Raw genomic sequence first — 21944 nt, forward strand, 5'->3', positions numbered from 1 at the left:
CTCGCTCGGTGATCCGCTCATGGAGGTGATGAACTTCCTCAACGAGGTCACCTCCCGCCATCCGGAGGCGATCTCCTTCGGTCCCGGCCGCCCCTACGAGGGGCTGTTCGAGGTCGAGCGCATCGGCTACTACCTCGACGCCTACAAGCGGCACCTCTCCGAGGATCTGGGCCGCACCCCGGACGAGGTCCGGACCATGCTGTTCCAGTACGGGCGCACCAACGGCCAGATCCACGAGCTGGTGGCCCGCACCCTGCGCAACGACGAGGGCATCGACGCGGACCCCGCGTCCCTGGTGGTCACCGTGGGCTGCCAGGAGGGCATGTTCATCACCTTGCGCGCCCTGTTCGCCGAGCCCTCGGACGTCCTGCTCGTCTCGTCACCGTGCTACGTCGGCATCACCGGAGCGGCACGGCTGCTCGACATCGAGACCGCACATGTCCCCGAGGGCGAGAGCGGACTCGATCCCGACGTGCTGCGACGGACGGTCGCCGAGCTGCGGGCGGCCGGCAAGCGGCCGCGAGCGCTCTATGTGGTGCCGGACTTCTCCAACCCGACCGGCACCTGCATGCCCCTGGCCACCCGCCATCGACTGCTCGGCCTGGCCGAGGAGGAGGATCTGCTCCTCCTGGAGGACAATCCGTACGGCTTCTTCACCCGGACCGGCACCGGCCTGCCCACGCTCAAGGCGCTGGACGACCGACAGCGAGTGATCTACCTGGGCTCCTTCGCCAAGACCTGCTTCCCGGGAGCCCGCGTCGGCTACGTGGTCGCGGACCAGCAGGTGCAGGCCCGGGACGGCAGCCGGACGCTCCTGGCGGACGAACTGTCCAAGATCAAAGGCATGGTGACGGTCAACACGCCGGCGCTCAGTCAGGCGGTCATCGGAGGGATGCTCCTCACCCACGACTTCCGCCTGCGGGAGGCCAACAAGCCGGCCGCCGACTTCTACCAGGGGAACCTGACGGTCCTGCTGGACTCTCTTGAGCGTCTGCTTCCCCGGAAGCGGCGTGAGGCGGCAGGCATCCACTGGAACTCGCCGGAAGGTGGCTTCTTTCTCACCCTGACGCTCCCCGTCCCGGCGGACAATGCGCTCCTCGAAGAGTCCGCCCGCGACCATGGAGTGATCTGGACGCCTATGAGTTACTTCTATCCCGACGGCGGCGGCAAGCATCAGCTGAGGCTGTCTCTCAGCTATCTGACGCCTGATCAAGTTATTGAAGGCGCACGGCGGTTGGTCGGCCTGCTCGAGGGGAGCTGCCTGTGAACGCCGTGCTCTATGTCGTGACCGTGCTGATCTGGGGATCCACCTGGCTGGCCATCAAGGGCCAGCTCGGGGATGTGCACCCCACGGCGTCGGTCGCCTACCGGTTCGCGCTGGCCGCCGTCATCCTGCTGGCATTCGCCCGCCTGCGCGGCCTGCCGCTGCGCTATCCACTGCGCGTCCACGGGCAGTTCGCCCTGATGGGCCTGCTGATGTTCTCCACCAACTTCGTCTGCTTCTACTTCGCGGAAGGCCACCTCACCACCGGTCTGGTCTCGATCATCTTCGCGATGTCGCTGGTGCTGAACATGGCATTCGCCCGCCTCTTCTTCCGGCGCACGGTCACCGCGAAGATGCTGGTCGGCGGAGGCATCGGGCTGCTGGGGATCGCCACCGTGTTCTGGCCGGAGTTCCAGAACTTCAATCTGTCCTCGGGGTCGGGGCGCGGCATCGTGCTCTCCGCCCTCGGCACCCTGGTGTTCTGCCTGGGCAACGTGGTCTCCGGCAAGACGCAGGCCGCGGGCATCCCGGTGATCCAGGGCACCGGGTACGCCATGGCGTACGGGGCGTTGCTGATGGCGCCGTTCGCCGCATTCCTGGGTGACGGCGCCCTGTTCGAACCCACGCTGGAGTACACCGGCTCGCTCGTCTACCTCGCCGTTTTCGGCTCGGTGGTCGGCTTCGGTGCCTATCTCACCCTGCTCGGCCGGATCGGCGGGGAGCGTGCGGCCTACGCGATGGTGCTCTTCCCGATCGTGGCGCTCCTGCTGTCCACGGTGTTCGAGGACTTCCACTGGACACTGCGGGACGTGCTGGGCGTCGTCCTGATCCTGATCGGCAACGCCGTGATGCTGACCAACCCGGCGCTGTTGCGGCGGCTGACCGGCAACCGGGCGCCCACGGAACCGGCAGCACCCGCGCCGGCCGAACGGTAACCCTTCCGGAGTCCCGTACGGTCCCGCCCGCCCGGGCGGGCCCGTGCGGGTCCACCGTCCACCCCACCATGGTCGAGGAGCCCCCCTTGCACACCGCTGCAGTCGTCGGCACCGGTCTCATCGGCACATCGATCGCCCTGGCGCTGACCGGCCGGGGAGTGACCACCCACATCATCGACCGCGACCCGGAAAGCCTGCGCCTGGCTGTCGCACGCGGCGCGGGAACGCCCGAGCCACCGCCGGCCCCCGTGGACATCGCGGTCATCGCCGTGCCGCCGTCCGCCGTCGCCCGTACCCTCGCGGACCACCAGAAAGCCGAGTTGGCCCGGGTGTACACGGATGTGGCGAGCGTCAAGGCACTCCCCCACGCCGAGTACCTGGCCCTCGGCTGTGACACCACCACCGTGGTGGGCGGGCACCCGCTGGCCGGACGGGAACGTTCCGGCCCGCTGTCGGCGCGCGCCGACCTCTTCCACGACCGTCACTGGGTGCTCACGCCCACTCCGGAGACCGGCGAGAGCACACTCAACCGCGCCCTGGAGCTGGTGTCGCTGTGCGGGGCGGTACCCGTACTGCTCGACGCGGCAGCCCACGACCGGGCCGTGGCACTGGTCTCCCATCTCCCCCACCTGATGGCGAGCCTCACCGCTGCCCGGCTGCTGGACGGGGAGGACTTCGCCGTACGGCTGGCCGGCCGTGGCATGCGCGACGTCACCCGGATCGCCGCGGGCGACGCCGGGCTGTGGGCCGACATCCTCGCCGCCAACGCCGCCGCCGTCGGACCCCTGCTGGCGGAACTGACCACGGACCTCCGCAGAACGGCCGATGCCCTGAGCCTGCTCACCGAAGCGGCACCGGAGCAGCAGGACGCCGCGCTTTCGGACCTGACCGAGATCTTGCGGCGCGGCAGCGAGGGCCGGGCCCGCATCGCCACCACCCACGGCGGCGGAGGCGCGGACGCCCATGCCCTCCTCTCGGTCGCCGTCGGTGACCAGGGCCGGCAGCTGGCGCGGCTGCTCGATGACGTCGGTGAGGCGAGAGTGGATCTGGAGGGCATGGTGCTCCCGGAGGCCGGCGCGCCCGCTCACGCGTCGGTCGGCCTGCGTGTCGCCCCGGACGTCGCACGCCCGCTGACCGACGCCCTGCGCGATCGGGGCTGGGCGGTCCGCTAGGGCTGTCTTCAAGTCCCGTCTGCCTCGCGGCGTCCGGCACGCACGCTCGCGCACGTCGAACCACACCTGCCGACCGACCCGGCGCAGCCGCGTAGCGCAAGGCGCCGGAGCCCTGTTGAGCCGGCGGAGTCCCGATGCGAGAGTGTCGGCGGGGCCCGCCGGGAACCGACCAGCCGTACCGAGCCCGACCGCCCGACCAGCCCGGACAAGGAGCAGCAGGAGCATGCCGCACATCACCGTCGAGTACGACAAAGCCCTGGACCGTTCGTTCGACCGCCGCCGCTTCGCACTCGAACTGCACGCGCTGGCGGCCAAAACGGTCGAAGGAATCACCGTCGAGAGCTGCAAGACACGCTTCCGGCACGCCGAAGAGGTCGTCATCGCGAACGGTGAGCCGGGGCAGGCGCTGATCCATATCGACTTCGCGATCCTGCCGGGCCGTACGGCCGAGGCCAAGTCGGCACTGAGCGGTGCGGTACTCGAACTCGTCCGCCTCCACACCGCGTCGGTGCCGGGCACCGCGGTACACGCCTCCGTGGATATCTGGGATCTCAGCACGGCATACAGCAAGCACGTGGAGCCCGCGCCGGCCGAACCGCGGCTTCAAGCATGAGTGCGCCCGTACGCTCGCGCATCTCCACGTACGCGATCGCCACCTCGGACGGTCAGTTGTTGTTGACGCGGCTCTCCGAGGCGTCAGCGGTCTTCGCACCCGGGTTGTGGCATCTGCCCGGTGGGGGCGTCGATCCAGGTGAGCAACCTCCCGAGGCCCTCGCGCGCGAGCTGCACGAGGAGACCGGCCTCGAACTGCTCGACGCCCGCCTGGTCGACGCACGAACCTATACGGCCGACCGGCTCGGGGTGCGCTGGCATTTGGTGGGACTCTTCTATGCCGTCGAGTTCGCCCCGGGACCTCTCGCGGTCACCAAGGCCGGTGACTCGACCGACGCCGCCGCGTGGATGCCGCCGGCCGGGCTCCGGGAGTCGTCACTGTCCCCGGCGGCGATCGACGCAGTGGCGATGATCCGTACGGGACAGGTGCGGCCGTGACGACTCCCCGATCCGTTCGCACGACTGCCACGCCCTCGTAACGTCACGCCGTTGACCAGGCCGGTAGCGCGCTGCGAGCATCGACGCATGGTTTCCACGCTGTGTTGTCCGGGCCGCGGCCACTGATCCTCCGGGGGTCCGGTGGCCGACGTCGTCGTCCTGCCGACCGAGCGAGGAGCCCATGGCCGCCGTTGCCACCCCTGCCCGCCCGCCCCTGCTGATCGCACCCGCGCTGCCGTACCCGCCACCGGAGGTACGGGCCGCGCCGAGGGACGGTGCGGGCGTGGTGCTGCGGGCGGTCCTGCGTGGCGGTCCGCTCGCCCGCACCGCCCTGGCGCGGGCGACCGGCCTCAGCCCCGCCGCCGTCTCCCGGCACACCGCGGAACTCATCGGGCTCGGGCTGCTGCGTGAGCTGCCGCCGGTGGCCGGGCCACCGCGGGCCGGACGTCCGCAGATGCCGGTGGAGGTGGATCCCGCCCACCACGCGGCGTGCGGGGTGCACATAGCCGTGGACATGATGACGTTCACGCTGGTGGATCTGCGCGGGGCGGTGCTGGCCGAGGAGCGGATCCGGCACCGGCGGTCGGCGGGCGACGTGCTGGGGCGGATCCGGTCGTACCTGCCGGGATTCCTGGCGCGCCGGTCGCGTCACCGCTCGGTGCTGGGACTGGGCGTGGTGACCGGTGGCTGGGTGGACAGCGAGCGGGGCACGGTCGTCGAGCACTCCCTGCTGGGGTGGCGCAACGTCCCCGTGCGCCAGGTGCTCTCCGCGGCGACGCGGCTTCCGGTGCACGTGGACGGGCACGCGCGGGCCCTCGCGCGGGCGGAGCTGCTGTTCGGCGCCGGGAGCGGCAGCGCGGAGCTGGTGCAGCTGTTCGTCGGCAATGTGGTGGACGCGGCCATCGCGACCGGTGGCGGGGTGCTGCGCGGCCGCAGCTCCGGGGCGGGGGACATCGCGCATCTGCCGCTGGGGGTGCCGGGGCCGCCGTGCGCGTGCGGCCGCAGCGGATGCCTCCAGGCCACGGTGTCCGAACACACCCTGGGCCGAAGGGCGTTCGCGGAAGGACTGATCGAGAGGCCGGATTTCGCGCTGTTGCTGGAGCGGGCCCTGGACGGCCATCCGGCGGCATTGCGCATGTTCCGGGAGCGGTTGCGGATGGTGGGCCGGGCGGCGGCACTGCTGCTGGACGTGCTCAATCCGGAGCTGCTGGTGGTCGCCGAGGCCGCCGTGGTGCACCTGCCGGACCTCATGGCCGACCTGCACGAGGAGGTCGCCGCGCATTCCCACCTGTGCGCCGACCCCGAGCACGTCGTGGTGCCCACCAGCTTCGGTGAGCAGGTGCTGGCGGTGTCGGCGGGCGCGGTGGTGCTGGACGCCGTCCACCGCCGCCCCATGGAGTTGCGTACGGCCGGTTCCGCATGAGGGCCGACGCCAACGGGCCGGAGGAAGCGCCTGCTTCGAGGGTCTCCGGGGCGCCGGCGGGGGTTTCTTCCACCGCGTCGCAAACCATTGCCCGGGGCGCGCAGCCCGACAAGAATCGAGGCATGGACGCGACAGTGAGGACCGCGGCGCACAGCGCCGCCGGGCGAGGGGCGGCAGTGGGCCGCCCGGGGGAATCCCTCCGCACTCGCCTCCCTCAGCGCGCCTCCCGGCCCGACGGTCCCGGCAGTTGTCGCCGCGACTGTCCCCTCTGTCTGCGCTGTCCGCGCCGTCCGCACGCGCTGCGCTGACCCCCTCGGGTCCCGCAGCTCCCCTTGATGCGCCTCAGGCGCCGACAGCCCCGTTGCCGCATGTGCTTCTTCGTGCTCCGGAGGCCCGCTGCGGCCTGTCCGGATCCCTCCCCCGCTTCTCCCCGGCGCCTGCCTCTCGCTGCGCTCCCCATTCCGAGGAACTGTTGATGACCACAAACGACCGGCAACTCCATCTCAATCTCTTCCTGATGGGTGTCGGCCACCACGAGGCCGCGTGGCGACATCCGCGCACCGATCCCTCACGGGTGTCCGACATCGCGCACTTCCAGGACTTGGCGCGCAAGGCGGAGGAGGCCGCGTTCGACTCGGTGTTCCTCGCCGACGGCCTGGAGGTGCGCAGCCCCGTCCAGTACGGGCTGGTGAACCACTTCGAGCCGCTGACCCTGCTGTCCGCGATCGCGGCCGTCACCACGCGCATCGGGGTGATCGGCACCGCCTCGACGGGATTCAGCGAACCGTTCAACCTGGCCCGGCAGTTCGCCTCGCTGGACCATCTCAGCCACGGCCGCGCCGGGTGGAACATCGTCACCTCCGCCGGTGACCGGGCCGCTCAGAACTTCAGCCGGGACGCCAATCAGGCGCACGCGGAACGCTACGCGCGGGCCGCGGAGTTCCTGGAGGTCACCCAGGCGCTGTGGGACAGCTGGGAGGACGGCGCGCTCGTGCTGGACCGGGATTCCGGTGCGTACGCGGATCCGTCGAAGGTGCACGAGATCAACCACAGCGGAGCGCACTTCCGCGTCCGGGGCCCGCTGAACGTACCGCGCAGCCCGCAGGGCAGGCCGCTGCTGGTGCAGGCGGGATCGTCGGAGGACGGCAAGGCGTTCGCGGCGCGCTACGCGGAGGCGGTGTTCACCGCCCAGCAGACACTGGCGGACGCACAAGCCTTCTACCAGGACCTCAAGCGGCGATCCGCCGCGCACGGCCGCGATCCGGAGGGGCTGAAGGTGCTTCCCGGCATCGTGCCGGTGATCGGGTCCACGGAGGCCGAGGCTCGGGAACTGGACCGGGAGCTGAACGAGCTGATCACCCCGCAGCGCGCGGTGTCCGTGCTCTCCACGACCCTGGGCGTCGACCTCACGGACCATCCGCTCGATGCGCCGCTGCCCCCACTGCCGCCGGTCAGCGCCGTCAACGGTGCGAAGAGCCGATTCGAACTGATCCGGGACCTGGCCGAACGCGAGGGGCTGACTTTGCGTCAGCTGATCGGGCGGCTCGGTGGTGGCCGCGGGCACCAGGTGTTCGCCGGTACGCCGGAGCAGATCGCCGATTTCATCGAGGAGTGGTTCCGCGAGGGCGCGGCGGACGGCTTCAATGTGATGCCTCCGCTGCTGCCGGCGGGGCTCGACGACTTCGTCGACCACGTCCTGCCCCTGCTGCGCAAGCGCGGGCTGTTCCGCGAGGGATACACCGGCTCGACCCTGCGCGAGCACTACGGCCTGCCGCTGCCGACAGCCGGGGCGGTGGCGGCATGAGCCTCACCCGACGCGCGCTGGCCGCCGGCATCGGCGGGGCGGTGGTCGCCGCCGGCCTGGGCGCCACCGGAATCGCCACGGCCCGCGAGGACCGGGGCCGCTCGGGCCGCCGGCCGCAGACCCGGACCATCCGCTACCAGGGCTCGGCGGGCGCGGTCACTCCTCTTGAACTCGCTGCCGGGCTCGGATACTTGGAGGACGTGCGGCTGGAGTGGATCGGCAACAGCACCAGCGGCCCGCAGGACATCCAGGCCACGGTCACCGGCGACACCGATATCGGCGGGGCCTTCAACGGCGCCATCATCCGGCTGGTCGCGGCGGGCGCCCCTATCACGTCGCTGTACAGCTACTACGGCGTCGACGCCAAGGTGTGGTCGGGGTACTACGTCCGCGAGGACAGCCCGGTACGCACCGTGCGGGACCTCGCCGACCGTACGGTGGGCGCCAACACGCTGGGCGGGCAGGCCGACGACGTGCTGCGGATGCGGCTGCGGTCGGCGGGCCTTCCCGCGGACCGGGCGCGGTCGGCGCAGATCGTGGTGGTCCCGCCGGTCAGCGCCGAACAGGCTCTGCGTTCGGGCCAGTTGGATGTGGCCGTGCTCGGCGGCATCCTGCGCGACGCCGCGCTGGAACGTGGCGGCATCCGGCCGGTCTTCAACGACTACCAGGTGCTGGGTGCCTTCAGCTGCGGGTGCCAGGTGATGCGGGACGGCTTCGTGCACGACAACCCGGACACCGTACGCGCCGTGGTCGGCGCGGTGGCCCGCGCGCTCGCCTGGAGCCAGCGCCGGCCCGCCCCGCAGGTCATCGACCGGTTCCGGCGCATCCTCAAGGACCGAAAGCGCGCCGAGGACGCCGCGGCGCTGCAGTTCTGGAAGGGCTACGGCGTCGCCGGACGGGGCGGCGTGATCGCCGCACGTGAACTGTCCGTGTGGCGGGACCGGCTGGTGGACGACGGCATCGTCGACCGCCGCGACGCACCTCTCGACCGGCTGTACACCAACCGGTTCAACCCCTACTCAGGAGCGGCATGAGCAGCTCGATCGTCTTCGAAAACGTCACCAAGACCTTTCCGTCCCGTGAGGGCGAGGAGTTGACCGCGCTGCGGGACGTCGGCCTGGAGATCGCCCCCGGTGAGTTCACGGTGGTGGTCGGCCCGAGCGGATGCGGCAAGTCCACCCTGCTGGATCTGCTGGCCGGGCTGGCCACGCCGAGCAGCGGCCGTGTCCTGGTGGACGGGGTGCCGGTGCTCGGGCCCGGCCTGGACCGGGGCGTGGTCTTCCAGCAGTACGCGCTGCTGCCGTGGCGCGACGCACGCGGCAATGTCGAGTTCGGTCTGGAGGCGAAGGGCGTGCCGCGCCGGGAGCGCCGCGAGCGGGCGCAGGAGTACCTCGAACTCGTCGGCCTGACCGGCTTCGGCGACCGCTATCCGCACGAGCTGTCGGGCGGGATGCGGCAGCGGGTGGCCATTGCCCGCTCCCTGGCCTTCGACCCCGATGTACTGCTGATGGACGAGCCGTTCGCCGCACTGGACGCCCAGACGCGGGAGCTGCTGCAGGAGGAGTTGCTGCGCATCTGGGAGCGGACCGGCAAGACCGTCGTGTTCATCACGCACGGCATCGACGAGGCCGTGTACCTGGGGCAGCGGGTGGCCGTACTTACCTCGCGCCCCGGGCGGATCAAGGAAGTCATCGACGTCGGTCTCGGCGACCGGCGTACCGGAGATGTGCGCTCCAGCCCGGAGTTCGCGCAGCTCAGGCACCGTATTTGGGAGCAACTGCAGGACGAGGTCCGGCAGGCGGCCCGCGAGGGAGAGGAGGCGGTGGCGCGTGTCTGAGACATTGCAGCTCGACCGCGAACGGACAGTTGCCGAGCCTGTAGCCGCCGGAGCCGCGCTACCACCCCGACCGAACCCGGCGCGGCGTGCGGCACGCCTCGCGGGCGCCGTGGCCAAGCGCTCGGTGGCCATCGTCGCGCTGCTCGCCCTGTGGGAGGTGACGCCGCGAGCGGGTCTGGTCGACAGTGTGTTCCTGCCGCCGTTCTCCGAGGTGGTCGGCGCGTGGCTGGAGGCGGCGGGCAGCGGGCTGCTCTGGGACAACCTCCAGGCCAGCGTGGTCCGTTCGGTGGCGGGTCTGGCCATCGCGGTGGTGATCGCGATCCCGCTGGGAGTGCTGATCGGCTGGTACAGGACCGCTGCCGAGCTGCTGGGGCCGTTGCTGGAGCTGTTCCGCAACACCGCCGCGTTGGCCCTGCTGCCGGTCTTCGTCCTGCTGCTCGGCCTCGGTGAGAACTCCAAGATCTCGCTGGTCGTCTACGCATCCACCTGGCCCATCCTGCTCAACACCGTCAGCGCGGTACGCGGAGTGGACGCCCTGCTGGTCAAGTCCGCCCGCTCGCTGGGCTTCTCCTCCCTGCAGCTCTTTCGCAAGGTGGTGCTGCCCGCGTCGCTGCCCACCATCTTCACCGGTATCCGGCTGGCCGGCGCCGCGTCCATCCTGGTGCTGGTCGCCGCGGAGATGACCGGGGCGAAGGCGGGCCTCGGCTACATGATCAACGCCGCGCAGTTCAACTTCGCGGTGCCGCAGATGTACGCGGGCATCGTGACCATCGCGCTGCTCGGCCTGGCCTTCAATCAGGTCCTGGTGTCGCTGGAGCGCCGTTTCTCACGCTGGCGCGTCGAGCCCTCCCAGTAGCCCTCCGCGCAGCCGGCCGGCGCATCTCTCCACCCACCCGATCCCTCCGTACCTCACCCGTCATCACCTCCGGCTTCACGCCCCACCCCCCACCCCCCACACCCCACGCCTCACGCCTCACGCCTCACGCCTCCGAAAGGACATCCGTCATGACCGCACCCGTTTCCTCCGCCGTCTCCCTCGACGTCGTCAAGGTCTCCGGGAACATCGGCGCCGAGATCCACGGCGTCGACCTCTCGGCAGACCTGCCCGCCCCGGCCATCGAGGCCATCCGGGCCGCCCTGCTGGAGCACAAGGTGATCTTCTTCCGCGGCCAGGATCTGGACGCCGCGCGCCAGGAGCGCTTCGCCCGCCGGTTCGGCAGCCCGACCACGGCGCACCCCACGATCCCCTCGCTGGACGGCGCCCCTGCCGTGCTCGACCTGGACTACGGCCGTACCGCCGGGCGCGCCAACCACTGGCACACCGACGTGACCTTCGTGCAGCGGCCGCCGCTCGGCTCCATCCTGCGCGCGGTGACACTGCCCCCGTACGGCGGCGACACGGTGTGGGCGAACACGGTCACCGCGTACGAGCGGCTGCCGAAGGAACTGCGCACGCTGGCCGACGAGTTGTGGGCGGTGCATTCCAACGCGTACGACTACGCCGCCTACAAGCCGTCGGACGACAGCGAGGCCGCCCGCCGGCACCGCGAGATCTTCACCTCGACCGAGTACGTCACTGAGCACCCGGTGGTGCGGGTGCACCCCGAGACCGGTGAACGCTCACTGGTGCTGGGCGGCTTCGTGCGGCGTTTCGTCGGCTGGAACGCCGACGACTCCCGTGAGCTGTTCAAGCTGTTCCAGTCCTATGTGACGAGCCTGGAGAACACCGTGCGGTGGCGCTGGGCGCCGGGCGATGTGGCCTTCTGGGACAACCGCGCCACGCAGCACTACGCCGTCGCCGACTACGGCACCCTGGCCCGCCGCGTGCAGCGGATCACCCTGGCGGGCGACACACCCGTGGCCGTCGACGGCTCGACCAGCCGCTCGGTCACCGGCGACGACACCGCCTACAACACGGCCCTGGCCCAGCCGGGTGATGCCACGCAGTAACGCGCACCCGGACACGGCGACCGCTCGCTCTGCGGGCCCGGCATCTGCGCCGGGCCCGCAGGCGTGCGTGCGCACACATGAGAGCCCCGACTGGACGGGGGAGACCAGCCGGGGCGTTTGTGGGTGTGCGCTACCAAAGGCGGTCACCTCTCGGCGAAAGGCTCCATGAGACTTCAGCCGAACGATCTTTCTCATGGGCAATAAGTCGGGCCCGGGGTCACAGTTCCCTTGGCAGCCACATAGACAACAACGACGACCTGTCCCCATTTGTTCCCGCGGAAGCCCGGCGGGAACAGGTTGTTCCAGGTCTTTTTGCGGGCTGCCGCGACCGGCAGGAGCGCGGCAGGTGGACGGCCGGCTGCGACCCACCGACGTGCGAAGGACAGTGGGCCGCAGCCTGTTCCCGCCGGGTGGCGGGCCGTAGCCCGACGGTAACGGCGAACAGCCCTCGGCGCGACGAAGCCACCGCCGAACGGAGCCCCGCCCGTACGCCGCGAGGCCCCACGCCCTCCCCGCCGCGCAAGCCGGCCCCATCTGCCCGGCCGGTCCCGGCCCGGCGACACTTCCCGCCACGCGCCCCAGATCACCGTCGCGCCACACGCGTCCCGCCGTGCGGCGTGGAACGAATGCGGGATGGTGGATACAGGGTGTTCATTCACCGAGGAAATGCGCTGAGGAAGGTGGCTGCATGAGCGGCACGGGCCTGGGGCCCGCTGACCGGATGCTGGGTGACCTCATCGCCGCCAGTCACGTGATCACGCTGGAGCAGATCCCGGAGGTGGTCGCCAAGCACGCCGTGCGCGTGGGCTGGTCGCAGGTGCTGATCTATCTGGCCGACCTGCAACAGGAGTCCTTGCACCTGTTGGCCGCAGGCGGGTCGGCCACGGGGGCGGGGAGCGCGGACGAGCCCACCGAGTTGCAGGTGGAGGGCACACTCGCCGGACGGGCCTTCCAGACGGGCGGCATCGTCAGGGGCGCGGCGTCCTCGGCGGGGCAGTGGTGGGTGCCGTTGCTGGACGGTACGGAACGTCTGGGGGTGGTGCGGGTGTCCGCCGGTGAAGCCGGTGCCCCGGTCGCCGACGATCTGCGCACCGTGGCCGGGATGATCGCCTTCATGGTGGTCAGCAAGCGCGCGACCAGCGACGTGTACGCGGGTCTGGTGCGGCGCCGAGGGATGAACGTGGCGGCCGAGATGGAGTGGCGCCTGATGCCCCCGCGGACCTGCGCCACCGACCGGGTGCTGATCAGCGCCGTGATGGAACCCGCCTACGAGATCAGCGGCGACGTCTTCGACTACGCGGTCGGCGTGGACACCGTCCACTTCGCCGTCTTCGACGCCATGGGCCACGACACGGCCGCAGGACTGACCGCGGCGCTCGCCCTGGCCGCCTACCGCAACCACAGGCGCGACGGTTCCGACATGCCGGAGACGGCCGCAGCCATCGAAAGAGCCCTGGTCGAACAGTTCAGCGGCGCGCGCTACGCCACCGGGATCATGGCCGAGTTGAACTTCGCGACGGGATTGCTGAGCTGGACGAGCCTGGGGCACCCCGAACCGGTGATCATCCGACGCGGCCGTACGGCCTGGAGCCTGGCCTGCTCGCCCGCGCCGCCCGCGGGAGCCGACCTCGGCCTGGAACCCGCCGTGTGCCACGAGCAGCTGGAGCCCGGCGACCGTCTGCTCCTGTACAGCGACGGCATCACCGAGGCGCGCAACAGGGACGGAGAGGAGTTCGGCCTGGACGGCCTGACCGACTTCCTGCTGCGCCACCACGCCGATGGCCTGCCGGTGCCGGAAACGCTGCGCCGTCTCATCCGGCACCATCTGCGGTACCACAACGGCCGGCTCAACGATGACGCGACCGTCCTGCTGCTGGAGTGGAGCGGACCCGATCCCTACCGCCCCGCCCGGGTCGAGGCCCTGACCGGCCTGCCTCCGCACACCACGCCGAAGGACGCCATGGCGGAGCGCGACGTGCCGCCCGGCACGGACGTCGAGGAAGGGTAAGACGTCCTCGACGTGCTGGGTCTCGTATCGAGACCCGCCGTATCCTGAGCCCATGAGACGGTCCTCCTTCGCCAACTGGCCCTGCTCGATCGCCCGCACCATGGACCTGCTGGGCGACTGGTGGACGCCGCTGGTGCTGCGGGAGGCGTTCTACGGAGTCCGGCGGTTCGACGAGTTCCAGCAGTCGCTGGGCATCGCCCGCAACACCCTCACGGACCGGTTGCGGCGGCTGGTGGAGGAGGGGCTGATGGAGAAGCGGCCCTACCAGACCCAGCCGGTGCGGCACGACTACGTCCTCACCGAGATGGGCCGTGACTTCTTCGGCGTGCTGTTGGCCATGAATGCCTGGGGCGACCGGTGGCTCGCCGACGAGCAGGGGCCGCCGATCGTGTTCCACCACGACCGCTGCGGGCACGAGAGCCGCGCCGCGGTGGTCTGCGACGACTGCGGTGAGCCGATGACCGCCGACGACACCCGGCCGCGGCTGGGCCCGGGCTACCCCGCGCGGCTGGCCGAGCGCCCGGACGTACGCGAGCGGTTCGCGGACTGACGCGACGGTCCCACCGGTCCGAAGATCCCCTTCTGTCTCGGCACCCTCTTGACGAGTGAGTTCATCTACGCAACTTTAGAGGCCAGCCCCTGTTTTGCAGGGATCTTCGGACGGTCGAGGAGGCTTCACGGTCGTGGAGTGGACGGGCGCGCGCTATGCGGACAAGCCGACGGTCGAGGTGTCGATCCGGATCGACGCACCACCGGAGCGGGTGTGGGAAGTGGTCTGCGACATCGAGACGATGCCGCGGATGAGTCCCGAGCTGTGGTCGGTGGAGTGGCTGGACGGCCGCACCGGGCCGTGTCTCGGGGCGCGCTTCGTCGGACACAACCGGCACGAGGCCTTCGGGGAGTGGTCCACCACCTCGCACCTCGTGGAGTACGAGCCGCCGCGCGTCTTCGCCTGGGCGGTCGAGGACATCGAGCGCCCCTCCGCCGTCTGGCGGTTCACCCTCACCCCGCAGGAAGGCGGCGGCACGCTGCTTCGCCAGTGGATGCAGCTGGGGCCCGGCCGCTCCGGACTCTCGTACGCCATCGATCGCATGCCGGTGAAAGAGCAGTCGATCGTCTTTGTGCGCATGCGGGAATTCGAGACCAATATCGGCAGCACTCTCACCGCGATCAAGGAGCTGGCCGAAGGCGGGCCTGACCTGCCTTCCGTCCTCCCGGACGGGACCTTCGGAAAGGCGAGTGAATAATGCGTACGTCCACCACGATCGAGGCGTCCGGCGGTAATTGGCGGGAAACCGTCGACTTTGTGCGCGAGGCGGAGCAGCTGGGCCTGGACATCTGCTGGGTGGCCGAGGCGTGGGGATCCGAGGCGCCGTCACCCCTGGGATTTCTCGCCGCACGCACCGAGCGCATGCTGCTCGGCTCCGGGATCATTCAGCTCGGTACGCGCACACCAACGGCCATCGCCCGGGCGGCAATCACCCTGTCGAACATTTCCGAGGGACGTTTCCTGCTGGGCCTCGGCCCGTCCGGTCCGCAGGTCATCGAGGGTCTGCACGGCGTACCGTTCGCCCGGCCGCTGGCGCGCACGCGGGAAACCGTCGACATCGTGCGGCAGGCCGCGACCGGCGGGAAAATCTCCTACGCCGGGCGAGAGTTCACCATTCCGCTGCCCGATAACGACGCCAGATCCATGCGCCTTTCGATGCGCTCCGAATACGACATCCCGGTCTACCTCGCGACCCTCTCGCCGAAAATGCTCCAGCTGACCGGGGAGGTCGCGGACGGCTGGCTGGGCACCAGCTTCGTACCGGAGGGCGCAGGCCAGGCCTATTTCTCCCACCTGGACAAGGGCCTTGCCACCGCGGGCCGTAAGCGCACCGATCTCGATATCTGCCAGGGCGCGGAGGTCGCGTTCGCCGAGGACGAGGACGCATTGCGGGCGATGGTCGCCGGCCGGAAGAAGGAGCTGGCATTCAGTCTGGGCGGGATGGGCTCCGCCACCACGAACTTCTACAACGACGCCTACAGCCGCCAGGGCTGGGCCGAGACCGCGGCCGAGGTACGGGAGCGCTGGCAGTGCGGTGACCGGGACGGCGCGGCCGAACTCGTCACCGACGAGATGGTGCTCGGCACGACGCTGATCGGCACCGAGGACATGGTGCGGGAGCGCCTGCGGGTATGGCGCGACGCCGGGGTCGACACCGTCCGCTTCTACCCCGCGGGCGAGACCCTCGAAGCCCGGCTCACGACTCTCGGCAGGGCTCTGGACCTGACCCGCGCCATGGAGCCGAAGGCGGCCGGGTAGCGGAGCGCGGGCTCGGGCGGCGTCGTGCGGGACACCGCTTCGCTACCGGGCGGGAGGTGGGGCAGCGACACCACCCAGGCGTACGACGACGAGCGCGATGTCGTCGCGGGCGCCGGCGCTGACGCCGAGACGGGCCAGCAGCGCATCGGCGAGCCGCTCGGGGCTGAGGCGGCTCACGCGCGCGAGGGCGTCGGTCAGGCGGGCGAGGCCGGCGTCGATGTCCTCGCCTCGGCGTTCGATGAGCCCGTCGGTGTACAGCACCAGGGTGTCACCCGCGCCGTAGGAGAGCTGCGCCTCGGGACGGGCGACATGGTCGGGGCGGGCGCCCAGCGGCGGGTCGGTGGCCCGGTCCAGGAGGTCACAGGTGCCGTCCGGGTGCAGAAGTACGGGCGGCGGGTGGCCGGCGCTGCTGTAGGTGATGCGGTGCGCGCCGACGTTGATCATCACCTTGATCGCGGTGGTGGCCAGCGCCCCCTCGACCGAGCGGGCGTACAGGCCGAGCACCTCCAGCGCCTTCGCAGGTCCCTCCACGGCACGGGTGGCGGCACTCAGCGCACTGCGCAGCATCCCCATGACGGTGGCGGCTTCCAGCCCGTGGCCGACGACATCGCCGACCGCGACGGCGAAGCCGTTTCCCGGCAGGTCGACGACGTCGTACCAGTCGCCGCACACATTCAGCGAGCCGATGGCGGGCAGATAGCGCACCGCGATGTCGCGGTGCCCGGCCAGGTCCGGCGAGTGGAGCATCGCCTCCTGCAGGGTGACGGCCACCTGGCGTTCGCGGGCATGCGCCTGGCGCAGCTCCTCGTTGAGGCGTTGCAGCTCCCGGGCCCGGGCGTAGAGCTCGCTCTCCATCCCCTCCTCCCGCTCGCTCAGGTTGCCGCCGGTCATCCGCAGCTGGGTACGGCGGGCGCGGACGAACGCGGTCACGTCCTCGACCCGGTGAAGGATCCACGCCACCGAGCCGTCCACGCCGAGGACGGGAGTGTTGATCGTGGACCACCAACGCTCCTCGAACCGGCCCGGCCGGTGCACGAGGGGGATGTCGTACTTCTGCAGCGCCATGGGGTCCTGGGTGCGGGACGACAGCACGCGGTGCAGGGACGCGTTCAGTGTGCGCACCCCGTCGGCGTCCGGGTCCGCGGGATTGTCCGGGAAAGCATCGAAGACGTACTGCCCCACGAGGTGGGCACGGCTGCGCCCGGTGGCCCTGCAGTAGGCCCGGTTCGCATCGACGATCACCAGGTCAGGTCCCAGCACCAGACAGGGGCTCGGGGTGGCGGCGAACAGCGCCGCGTAGTCGATCTGAGATGTCGTCACATGCTCCTGCCAGGTGGCCCGCGAGATCGAGATCATCCCAATTTACGAGCCGTGCGCCCCGAGCAGGCGCCGCAACACCGCCCGCCATCGACTCGGAAGGGCCACCGCGACGTTCCGCGGCGCCACCGATGCCGGCGAAGGGCCGAGCCCGACTTTCCCTCGGCGGACCCGCGGTGTCGCGGGCGGGGAGGACCGGGCCGTCATGAGGGGCGGCAGGAATCGAACCCACATCTTCCGGTTCTGGAGACCGGTGCTCTGGCCCTTTGAGCTACGCCCCTCGGCAAGGGAGCTTGGCACCGGTCGGCGAAGGGGTAAAGCCCTTTCTCTCATCCCGGCATTTCGGGCGCTGAAGATCCACAGAAAGGACCACGGAACGGGCGCGCGACGGGCGGGGACCCTGGTCGTCGAGGTGCGCTCGGGGCCGGCGGCCCCTCGGGCCGCCGCGGCCGCACCGGACGCCGGAAGTGACCGCAATCACAGCGCGCGAGGTCCCGTCTTGACGGATTGGCTCTGCCCGATCTTGACTGCCAGGTACCCCACCACGTTTCCCTCCACGTTTCCCTCCACGACGAAGGTCTAGAACACATGCCGGTTGACGTCTCCGCCGCCACTGAAGTCGCGCAGTTCCTGCTCGGCGACTCCTTCGCCTGCCTGGCCGGTCGTTCGGCCTGGCGGCAGGGTGGCATCACCCACCGCCATTACACGTGGCTCGGGGACGATACGGCGGCCATGGAGATGACCGCGGACCTGGAGGCCTACGTGAAGACGGTGGACTGGGCCGCCAAGCCCTTCACGAGCTTCATCGCCACCTTCTCCGGCCCGCTGGACCTGCCGGAGACCGAGTTCGAGCGTCTGATGTGGCAGCAGCTGCAGGCCGTGCACGACCACGACAGCCTGACCCACCCCTGGGCCGACGGCTACGACCACGACCCGGCGTCCGGCGCCTTCGCCTACAGCGTCGCCGGTCACCCGTTCTTCGTGATCGGACTGCACGAGTCGCACCGCCGCGTGGGCCGCCGCCCACCCTTCCCGATGCTCGCCTTCAACTCCCACGAGCAGTTCAACCGAATAAAGGCAGCCGGCCTGTGGGACCGCCTGCAGGAGAAGATCCGCAAGCAGGACATCGAGCTGCAGGGCGACATCAACCCCAACCTCCTGGAGTACGAGCAGCTCTCCGAGGCCCGGCGCTACTCGGGCCGGCCGAAGCCGGCCGACTGGGAGTGCCCCTTCAGCGCCCGCACGGACCGCGAGCCCGTCGGCGCGCAGCCGAGCGTGGTCGGCCAACCCGTCGGGTGACCGCAGGCCCCGGCGCGGCCCGGGGCCCGGCCGGACGCGGCACCTGAGGCAGGCCCGACCGCTGGGCCCGCCCGCGGCCGCCGGACTGTCCGGCGGCGCGCTCATGGGGGCGTACGGCCGCCCGTCGCACCGCGGACCGTCCACCGCTGCGGTCCGTCGCACCGCGGCATCAGGAGACGACGTCCCCCAGCGGCTTGCCCTCGATGTGGTTCACGGCGTTCTGCACGGCGGCCAGGGCGATGCGGACGAGGGTTTCGCGGGTGACGCCGCCGACGTGCGGCGAGAGCACGACGTTGGGGGCGCGGAGCAGCCGCAGGCCCGCCGTGGGCGGTTCGGGGTCGAAGACGTCGATGCCCGCGCCGGCGAGCGCGCCGGCCTCCAGCGCGTCCGCGAGAGCGTCCTGGTCGATCAGGGCGCCCCGCGCGGTGTTGATGACGAAGGCGGTCGGCTTGAGGAGCGCCAGCCGCTCGGCGTCGAGGAGATGTCGGGTCCGGTCGGTGAGCGGGGCGTGCAGGCTGACGTAATCGGACGTCCGCAGCAGCTCCTCCAGCTCCACATGGCGCGCGCCACCGAGCGCGGTCTCGGTCTCCGGGGCGGCGGGCCTCGGACCTGCGTAGACCACGCTCATGTCGAACGCGACGGCACGGCGGGCGACCTCCTGACCGATGTGGCCGAGCCCGACGACGCCGAGGGTCTTGCCGGACAGCTCGGTGAGGGAGTGCTGGAGTCGCGGCAGCGCCCAGTCGGCGTCGACGAGCGCGGTGTGGGCCGGGATCAGTTGCTTGGCGAGGGCGAGCATGAGCGCGAAGGTCTGCTCTGCGACGTTCTGCTTCTCCGCGCCGCTGGAGCCGATGCTGCACACGAGGACACCGCGCTCACGCGCCGCCTCCAGGTCGACGTAGTCGAACCCGTGGCTGGCGCACTGGACCAGCTCCAGGGCCGGCGCCGCCGCGATGTGCTCGGCGGTGACCGGCCCGAGCCCGGTGATGATGACGTGGGCCTCGCGCAGGGCCGTGGGGTCCTCGTCGGCGGTCTCCACGACGGTGACGCGGGCCTGTCCGGGGAAGACCTGGGCGAGCGCGCCTCCGGCGGCGCGGCCGCCCACATGGGGCGAGACGACGGCAAGGACGTTCTTCACGGTGTTCGTCGCGGTGGTGGTCACGTGGCTCCTAGGGAAATCGTGCGAGGGGTGGCGGGAGGGCATCTGCGCACCTGAGGGGGCTACGCCACGCGCTGGAGTGCTTCCGGGGTGAGCCCGTCCAAGGTGGGGTACCCGTCGACGGCCATGATCAGGTCGGCTTCGGCCAGCAGGGAGCGGAGGACGTGCACGATGCCCTCGGTGCCGCCGAGAGCCAGACCGTAGGCGTAGGGACGCCCGATCCCCACGGCGGTGGCCCCCAGCGCGATGGCCTTCACGATGTCCGCGCCACTGCGGACGCCTGAGTCGAACAGCACCGGCAGCCCGTCGGCGGCCTCCACGACCGCGGGGAGCATGTCGAGGGCGGGCAGCCCCCCGTTGGCCTGCCGGCCTCCGTGGTTGGAGCAGTAGATGCCGTCCACGCCCCCGTCCTTGGCGCGGCGTACGTCCTCGGGATGGCAGATGCCCTTGACGATCAGCGGCAGGTCGGTCAGCGACCGCAGCCAGGGCAGGTCCGCCCAGGTCAGCGGATTGCCGAAGATCTGCGTCCAGCGCAGCACGGCGGCCTGCGGCGCCTCCTCCGGGGTGCGCTCCAGACCGGCGCGGAACACCGGATCCGAGGTGTAGTTGGCCAGGCAATGTCCCCGTAGCTGCGGGAAGTTGCCGGTCGCCAGGTCCCGCGGTCGCCAGCCGGTCACCCAGGTGTCCAGGGTGACCACGATGCCCTTGAAGCCGGCTTCCTCGGCGCGCCGCACCAGGCTCTGCGCCAAGTCCCGGTCGGTCGGGGTGTAGAGCTGGAAGAAGCCGGGCGTGTCGCCGAGTTCGGCTGCGACCTGCTCCATCGGGTCGACGGACAGCGTGGAGGCGACCATCGGCACCCCGGTGTGGGCGGCGGCCCGCGCGGTGGCCACGTCGCCGTGCCCGTCCTGCGCGCACAGACCGATGACACCGATCGGCGCCGCGAAGACGGGCGAGGGCAGTGTCATCCCGAACAGCTCGACCGACAGGTCACGCTCCGCGGCGCCGACGAACATCCTCGGGATGAGCCCCCACCGGGCGAACGCGCTGACATTGGCCCGCTGCGTTCGCTCGTCCCCGGCGCCACCGCAGACGTACGACCACACGGAGGGCGGCAGCACCGCCTCCGCTCTGGCCTCCAGTTCCTCGAAGCTCATCGGGAAGCGTGGCATCACGCCGCCGAGCCCGTTGAGGTAGATCTCGTCCTGATAGGAACCGAACGTCCGACGCATCAGCCCGCCTCTTCCTTCCCGGAGCACCAGTGACGAGCACGCTGTGCTCGCCCGACAAGGTTGCGATACTGCACTGTGCCGCCCGCCTTATTGCAGGAATCCCGCAGAGGAGAGGTGCAGATGCAGGATCCGGCCACGTTGCTGAGCGAGGACGACCTGGCGCTCATCAACGCACTGCAACTGCGACCACGCGCCTCCTGGACCGAACTGGGACGCGCCCTCGGGGTGGATCCCGTCACCGTGGCCCGGCGCTGGAGCCGGCTGTCCGAGCGCGGCGAGGCGTGGATCGGCCTCTCCCCCGGGCCGCGGCTCTTCGAGCAGGTCTGCACCGCCTTCCTGGAGATCGAGTGCTCCCTCGGCGACCCCGCCGCCGTGGCACGCTCGCTGAGCCGGCACCCCCATATGCTCACCATCGAGCGCGCGGCCGGCGCGCACGATCTCCTCGCGACCGTGGCCACCCGCGACCTGCCCGCCCTGTCCCGCTACGCCCTCGACATCCTGCCCGCGGTATCCGGTGTGAGCGCCGTCCGCCCGCGGATCGTGACCCATATGTTCACCGAGGGCGGGCACTGGCGGATCGCCGCACTCGCCCCGGGGCAGCGTGCCCAACTCGCCGCCGGTGCCGAGGCGTTGCCCACCGACCACGGCCCGGGCGAAATCACCGCATCCGACCGAGCGATCCTCGGTCACCTGGTGAACGACGGCAGAGCCTCCTACCAGTCACTGGCGGCCGCGCTGGACGTCAGTGCCTCCACGGTCAAGCGGCGCACCGACCAGCTCAGCCGCCTCGGCCTGCTCCGCTTCCGCTGCGACTTCGCCCGCCCGCTCGGCGGCTGGCCCGTCTCCGTCACTTTCTGGGCCAAGGTGCCGCCGTCGGACCTGCCCGACGTCGGGCAGGCCCTCATCCGGCTCCCGGAGACCCGCAACTGCGCCGCGATCAGCGGCACCGAAAACCTCATCCTCCAGGCGAGCCTGCATTCCGTCACCGACGTCCTCCGCTTCGAGACCCAGCTCGCCGCGACCCACCCCAGCCTCGACATCGCCGAGCGGGTGATCACCCTCCGGCACGAGAAACTCCTGGGCCACCTTCTGGACGCGCACGGCCGCTCGGTGAGCGTCATCCCGCCCGACGTCTGGAGCGACGTCGGCGCCTGGCCTGACTCCGAGGTCTGATCCGACCGCGGGCCGG

20 protein-coding genes and 1 tRNA gene are annotated in these 21944 nt (G+C 70.8%); 17 read left to right on the top strand and 4 right to left on the bottom strand.

Annotated elements, in window-relative coordinates; genetic code table 11:
- Nucleotides 1–19 precede the first annotated feature (19 nt).
- From ACH4FH_RS29255 to ACH4FH_RS29325, 15 genes are all read left to right on the top strand, one after another.
- Complete coding sequence (locus ACH4FH_RS29255) at nucleotides 20–1267, top strand: PLP-dependent aminotransferase family protein (protein ID WP_398558972.1); 1248 nt, start codon at nucleotides 20–22, stop codon at nucleotides 1265–1267.
- A complete protein-coding gene (locus ACH4FH_RS29260; protein ID WP_398558937.1) occupies nucleotides 1264–2199 on the top strand; it encodes a DMT family transporter in 936 nt (311 codons plus the stop codon). Before ACH4FH_RS29255 ends, ACH4FH_RS29260 begins: the two co-directional genes overlap by 4 nt.
- 86 nt (nucleotides 2200–2285) lie before the next feature.
- Nucleotides 2286–3371 (top strand): prephenate dehydrogenase, encoded by a 1086-nt coding sequence (locus ACH4FH_RS29265; RefSeq protein WP_398558938.1) that lies wholly within the window; start codon nucleotides 2286–2288, stop codon nucleotides 3369–3371.
- Nucleotides 3372–3594: 223 nt separating this feature from the next.
- A complete protein-coding gene (locus ACH4FH_RS29270) occupies nucleotides 3595–3984 on the top strand; it encodes a 5-carboxymethyl-2-hydroxymuconate Delta-isomerase (protein ID WP_398558939.1) in 390 nt (129 codons plus the stop codon).
- On the top strand, nucleotides 3981–4421 hold the full coding sequence (locus ACH4FH_RS29275) for an NUDIX hydrolase (protein ID WP_398558940.1): 441 nt from the start codon (nucleotides 3981–3983) through the stop codon (nucleotides 4419–4421). The genes ACH4FH_RS29270 and ACH4FH_RS29275 overlap by 4 nt, the downstream gene beginning before the upstream one ends.
- 181 nt (nucleotides 4422–4602) lie before the next feature.
- On the top strand, nucleotides 4603–5844 hold the full coding sequence (locus ACH4FH_RS29280; protein ID WP_398558941.1) for an ROK family protein: 1242 nt from the start codon (nucleotides 4603–4605) through the stop codon (nucleotides 5842–5844).
- 475 nt (nucleotides 5845–6319) lie between these two features.
- Nucleotides 6320–7648, top strand: coding sequence for an LLM class flavin-dependent oxidoreductase (locus ACH4FH_RS29285; protein WP_398558942.1), 1329 nt, complete (start codon nucleotides 6320–6322; stop codon nucleotides 7646–7648).
- On the top strand, nucleotides 7645–8682 hold the full coding sequence (locus ACH4FH_RS29290) for an ABC transporter substrate-binding protein (protein ID WP_398558943.1): 1038 nt from the start codon (nucleotides 7645–7647) through the stop codon (nucleotides 8680–8682). Before ACH4FH_RS29285 ends, ACH4FH_RS29290 begins: the two co-directional genes overlap by 4 nt.
- A complete protein-coding gene (locus tag ACH4FH_RS29295; protein ID WP_398558944.1) occupies nucleotides 8679–9485 on the top strand; it encodes an ABC transporter ATP-binding protein in 807 nt (268 codons plus the stop codon). The genes ACH4FH_RS29290 and ACH4FH_RS29295 overlap by 4 nt, the downstream gene beginning before the upstream one ends.
- Complete coding sequence (locus tag ACH4FH_RS29300) at nucleotides 9478–10341, top strand: ABC transporter permease (protein WP_398558945.1); 864 nt, start codon at nucleotides 9478–9480, stop codon at nucleotides 10339–10341. Before ACH4FH_RS29295 ends, ACH4FH_RS29300 begins: the two co-directional genes overlap by 8 nt.
- Nucleotides 10342–10490: 149 nt before the next feature.
- Nucleotides 10491–11435 (top strand): TauD/TfdA dioxygenase family protein, encoded by a 945-nt coding sequence (locus tag ACH4FH_RS29305; protein WP_398558946.1) that lies wholly within the window; start codon nucleotides 10491–10493, stop codon nucleotides 11433–11435.
- A 688-nt stretch (nucleotides 11436–12123) separates the two neighbouring features.
- Nucleotides 12124–13443, top strand: coding sequence for a PP2C family protein-serine/threonine phosphatase (locus ACH4FH_RS29310; protein WP_398558947.1), 1320 nt, complete (start codon nucleotides 12124–12126; stop codon nucleotides 13441–13443).
- A 52-nt stretch (nucleotides 13444–13495) separates the two neighbouring features.
- On the top strand, nucleotides 13496–13993 hold the full coding sequence (locus ACH4FH_RS29315) for a winged helix-turn-helix transcriptional regulator (RefSeq protein ID WP_398558948.1): 498 nt from the start codon (nucleotides 13496–13498) through the stop codon (nucleotides 13991–13993).
- 133 nt (nucleotides 13994–14126) lie between these two features.
- Nucleotides 14127–14690 carry an SRPBCC family protein gene (locus ACH4FH_RS29320; protein ID WP_398558949.1) on the top strand — a complete coding sequence of 188 codons (564 nt, stop codon included), beginning with the start codon at nucleotides 14127–14129 and terminating at the stop codon, nucleotides 14688–14690.
- On the top strand, nucleotides 14690–15751 hold the full coding sequence (locus ACH4FH_RS29325; RefSeq protein ID WP_398558950.1) for an LLM class flavin-dependent oxidoreductase: 1062 nt from the start codon (nucleotides 14690–14692) through the stop codon (nucleotides 15749–15751). The genes ACH4FH_RS29320 and ACH4FH_RS29325 overlap by 1 nt, the downstream gene beginning before the upstream one ends.
- 42 nt (nucleotides 15752–15793) lie before the next feature.
- Here the strand turns inward: ACH4FH_RS29325 and ACH4FH_RS29330 are convergent, their stop codons facing one another.
- Together ACH4FH_RS29330 and ACH4FH_RS29335 are read right to left on the bottom strand one after the other, a co-directional pair.
- Nucleotides 15794–17071: a SpoIIE family protein phosphatase gene (locus ACH4FH_RS29330; protein WP_398558951.1), complete on the bottom strand. Its 1278-nt coding sequence runs from the start codon at nucleotides 17069–17071 to the stop codon at nucleotides 15794–15796.
- Between the two features lie 204 nt (nucleotides 17072–17275).
- A tRNA-Trp gene (locus tag ACH4FH_RS29335) sits at nucleotides 17276–17349 on the bottom strand.
- 307 nt (nucleotides 17350–17656) lie between these two features.
- On the opposite strand from ACH4FH_RS29335, the gene gntA reads away from it, so the two are divergent.
- Nucleotides 17657–18367: a guanitoxin biosynthesis heme-dependent pre-guanitoxin N-hydroxylase GntA gene (gene gntA / locus ACH4FH_RS29340; RefSeq protein ID WP_398558952.1), complete on the top strand. Its 711-nt coding sequence runs from the start codon at nucleotides 17657–17659 to the stop codon at nucleotides 18365–18367.
- A 169-nt stretch (nucleotides 18368–18536) separates the two neighbouring features.
- Here the strand turns inward: gntA and ACH4FH_RS29345 are convergent, their stop codons facing one another.
- On the bottom strand, nucleotides 18537–19571 hold the full coding sequence (locus ACH4FH_RS29345) for a 2-hydroxyacid dehydrogenase (RefSeq protein WP_398558953.1): 1035 nt from the start codon (nucleotides 19569–19571) through the stop codon (nucleotides 18537–18539).
- Between the two features lie 17 nt (nucleotides 19572–19588).
- Complete coding sequence (locus tag ACH4FH_RS29350; protein WP_398558954.1) at nucleotides 19589–20755, bottom strand: lactate 2-monooxygenase; 1167 nt, start codon at nucleotides 20753–20755, stop codon at nucleotides 19589–19591.
- A gap of 120 nt (nucleotides 20756–20875) precedes the next feature.
- Here ACH4FH_RS29350 and ACH4FH_RS29355 point away from each other — a divergent pair, with 120 nt between their 5' ends.
- On the top strand, nucleotides 20876–21928 hold the full coding sequence (locus tag ACH4FH_RS29355) for an Lrp/AsnC family transcriptional regulator (RefSeq protein WP_398558955.1): 1053 nt from the start codon (nucleotides 20876–20878) through the stop codon (nucleotides 21926–21928).
- The last annotated feature ends 16 nt before the right edge of the window (nucleotides 21929–21944 follow it).

The sequence above is a fragment of the Streptomyces sp. NPDC017993 genome, from assembly GCF_044328065.1.
Lineage (GTDB): Bacteria > Actinomycetota > Actinomycetes > Streptomycetales > Streptomycetaceae > Streptomyces.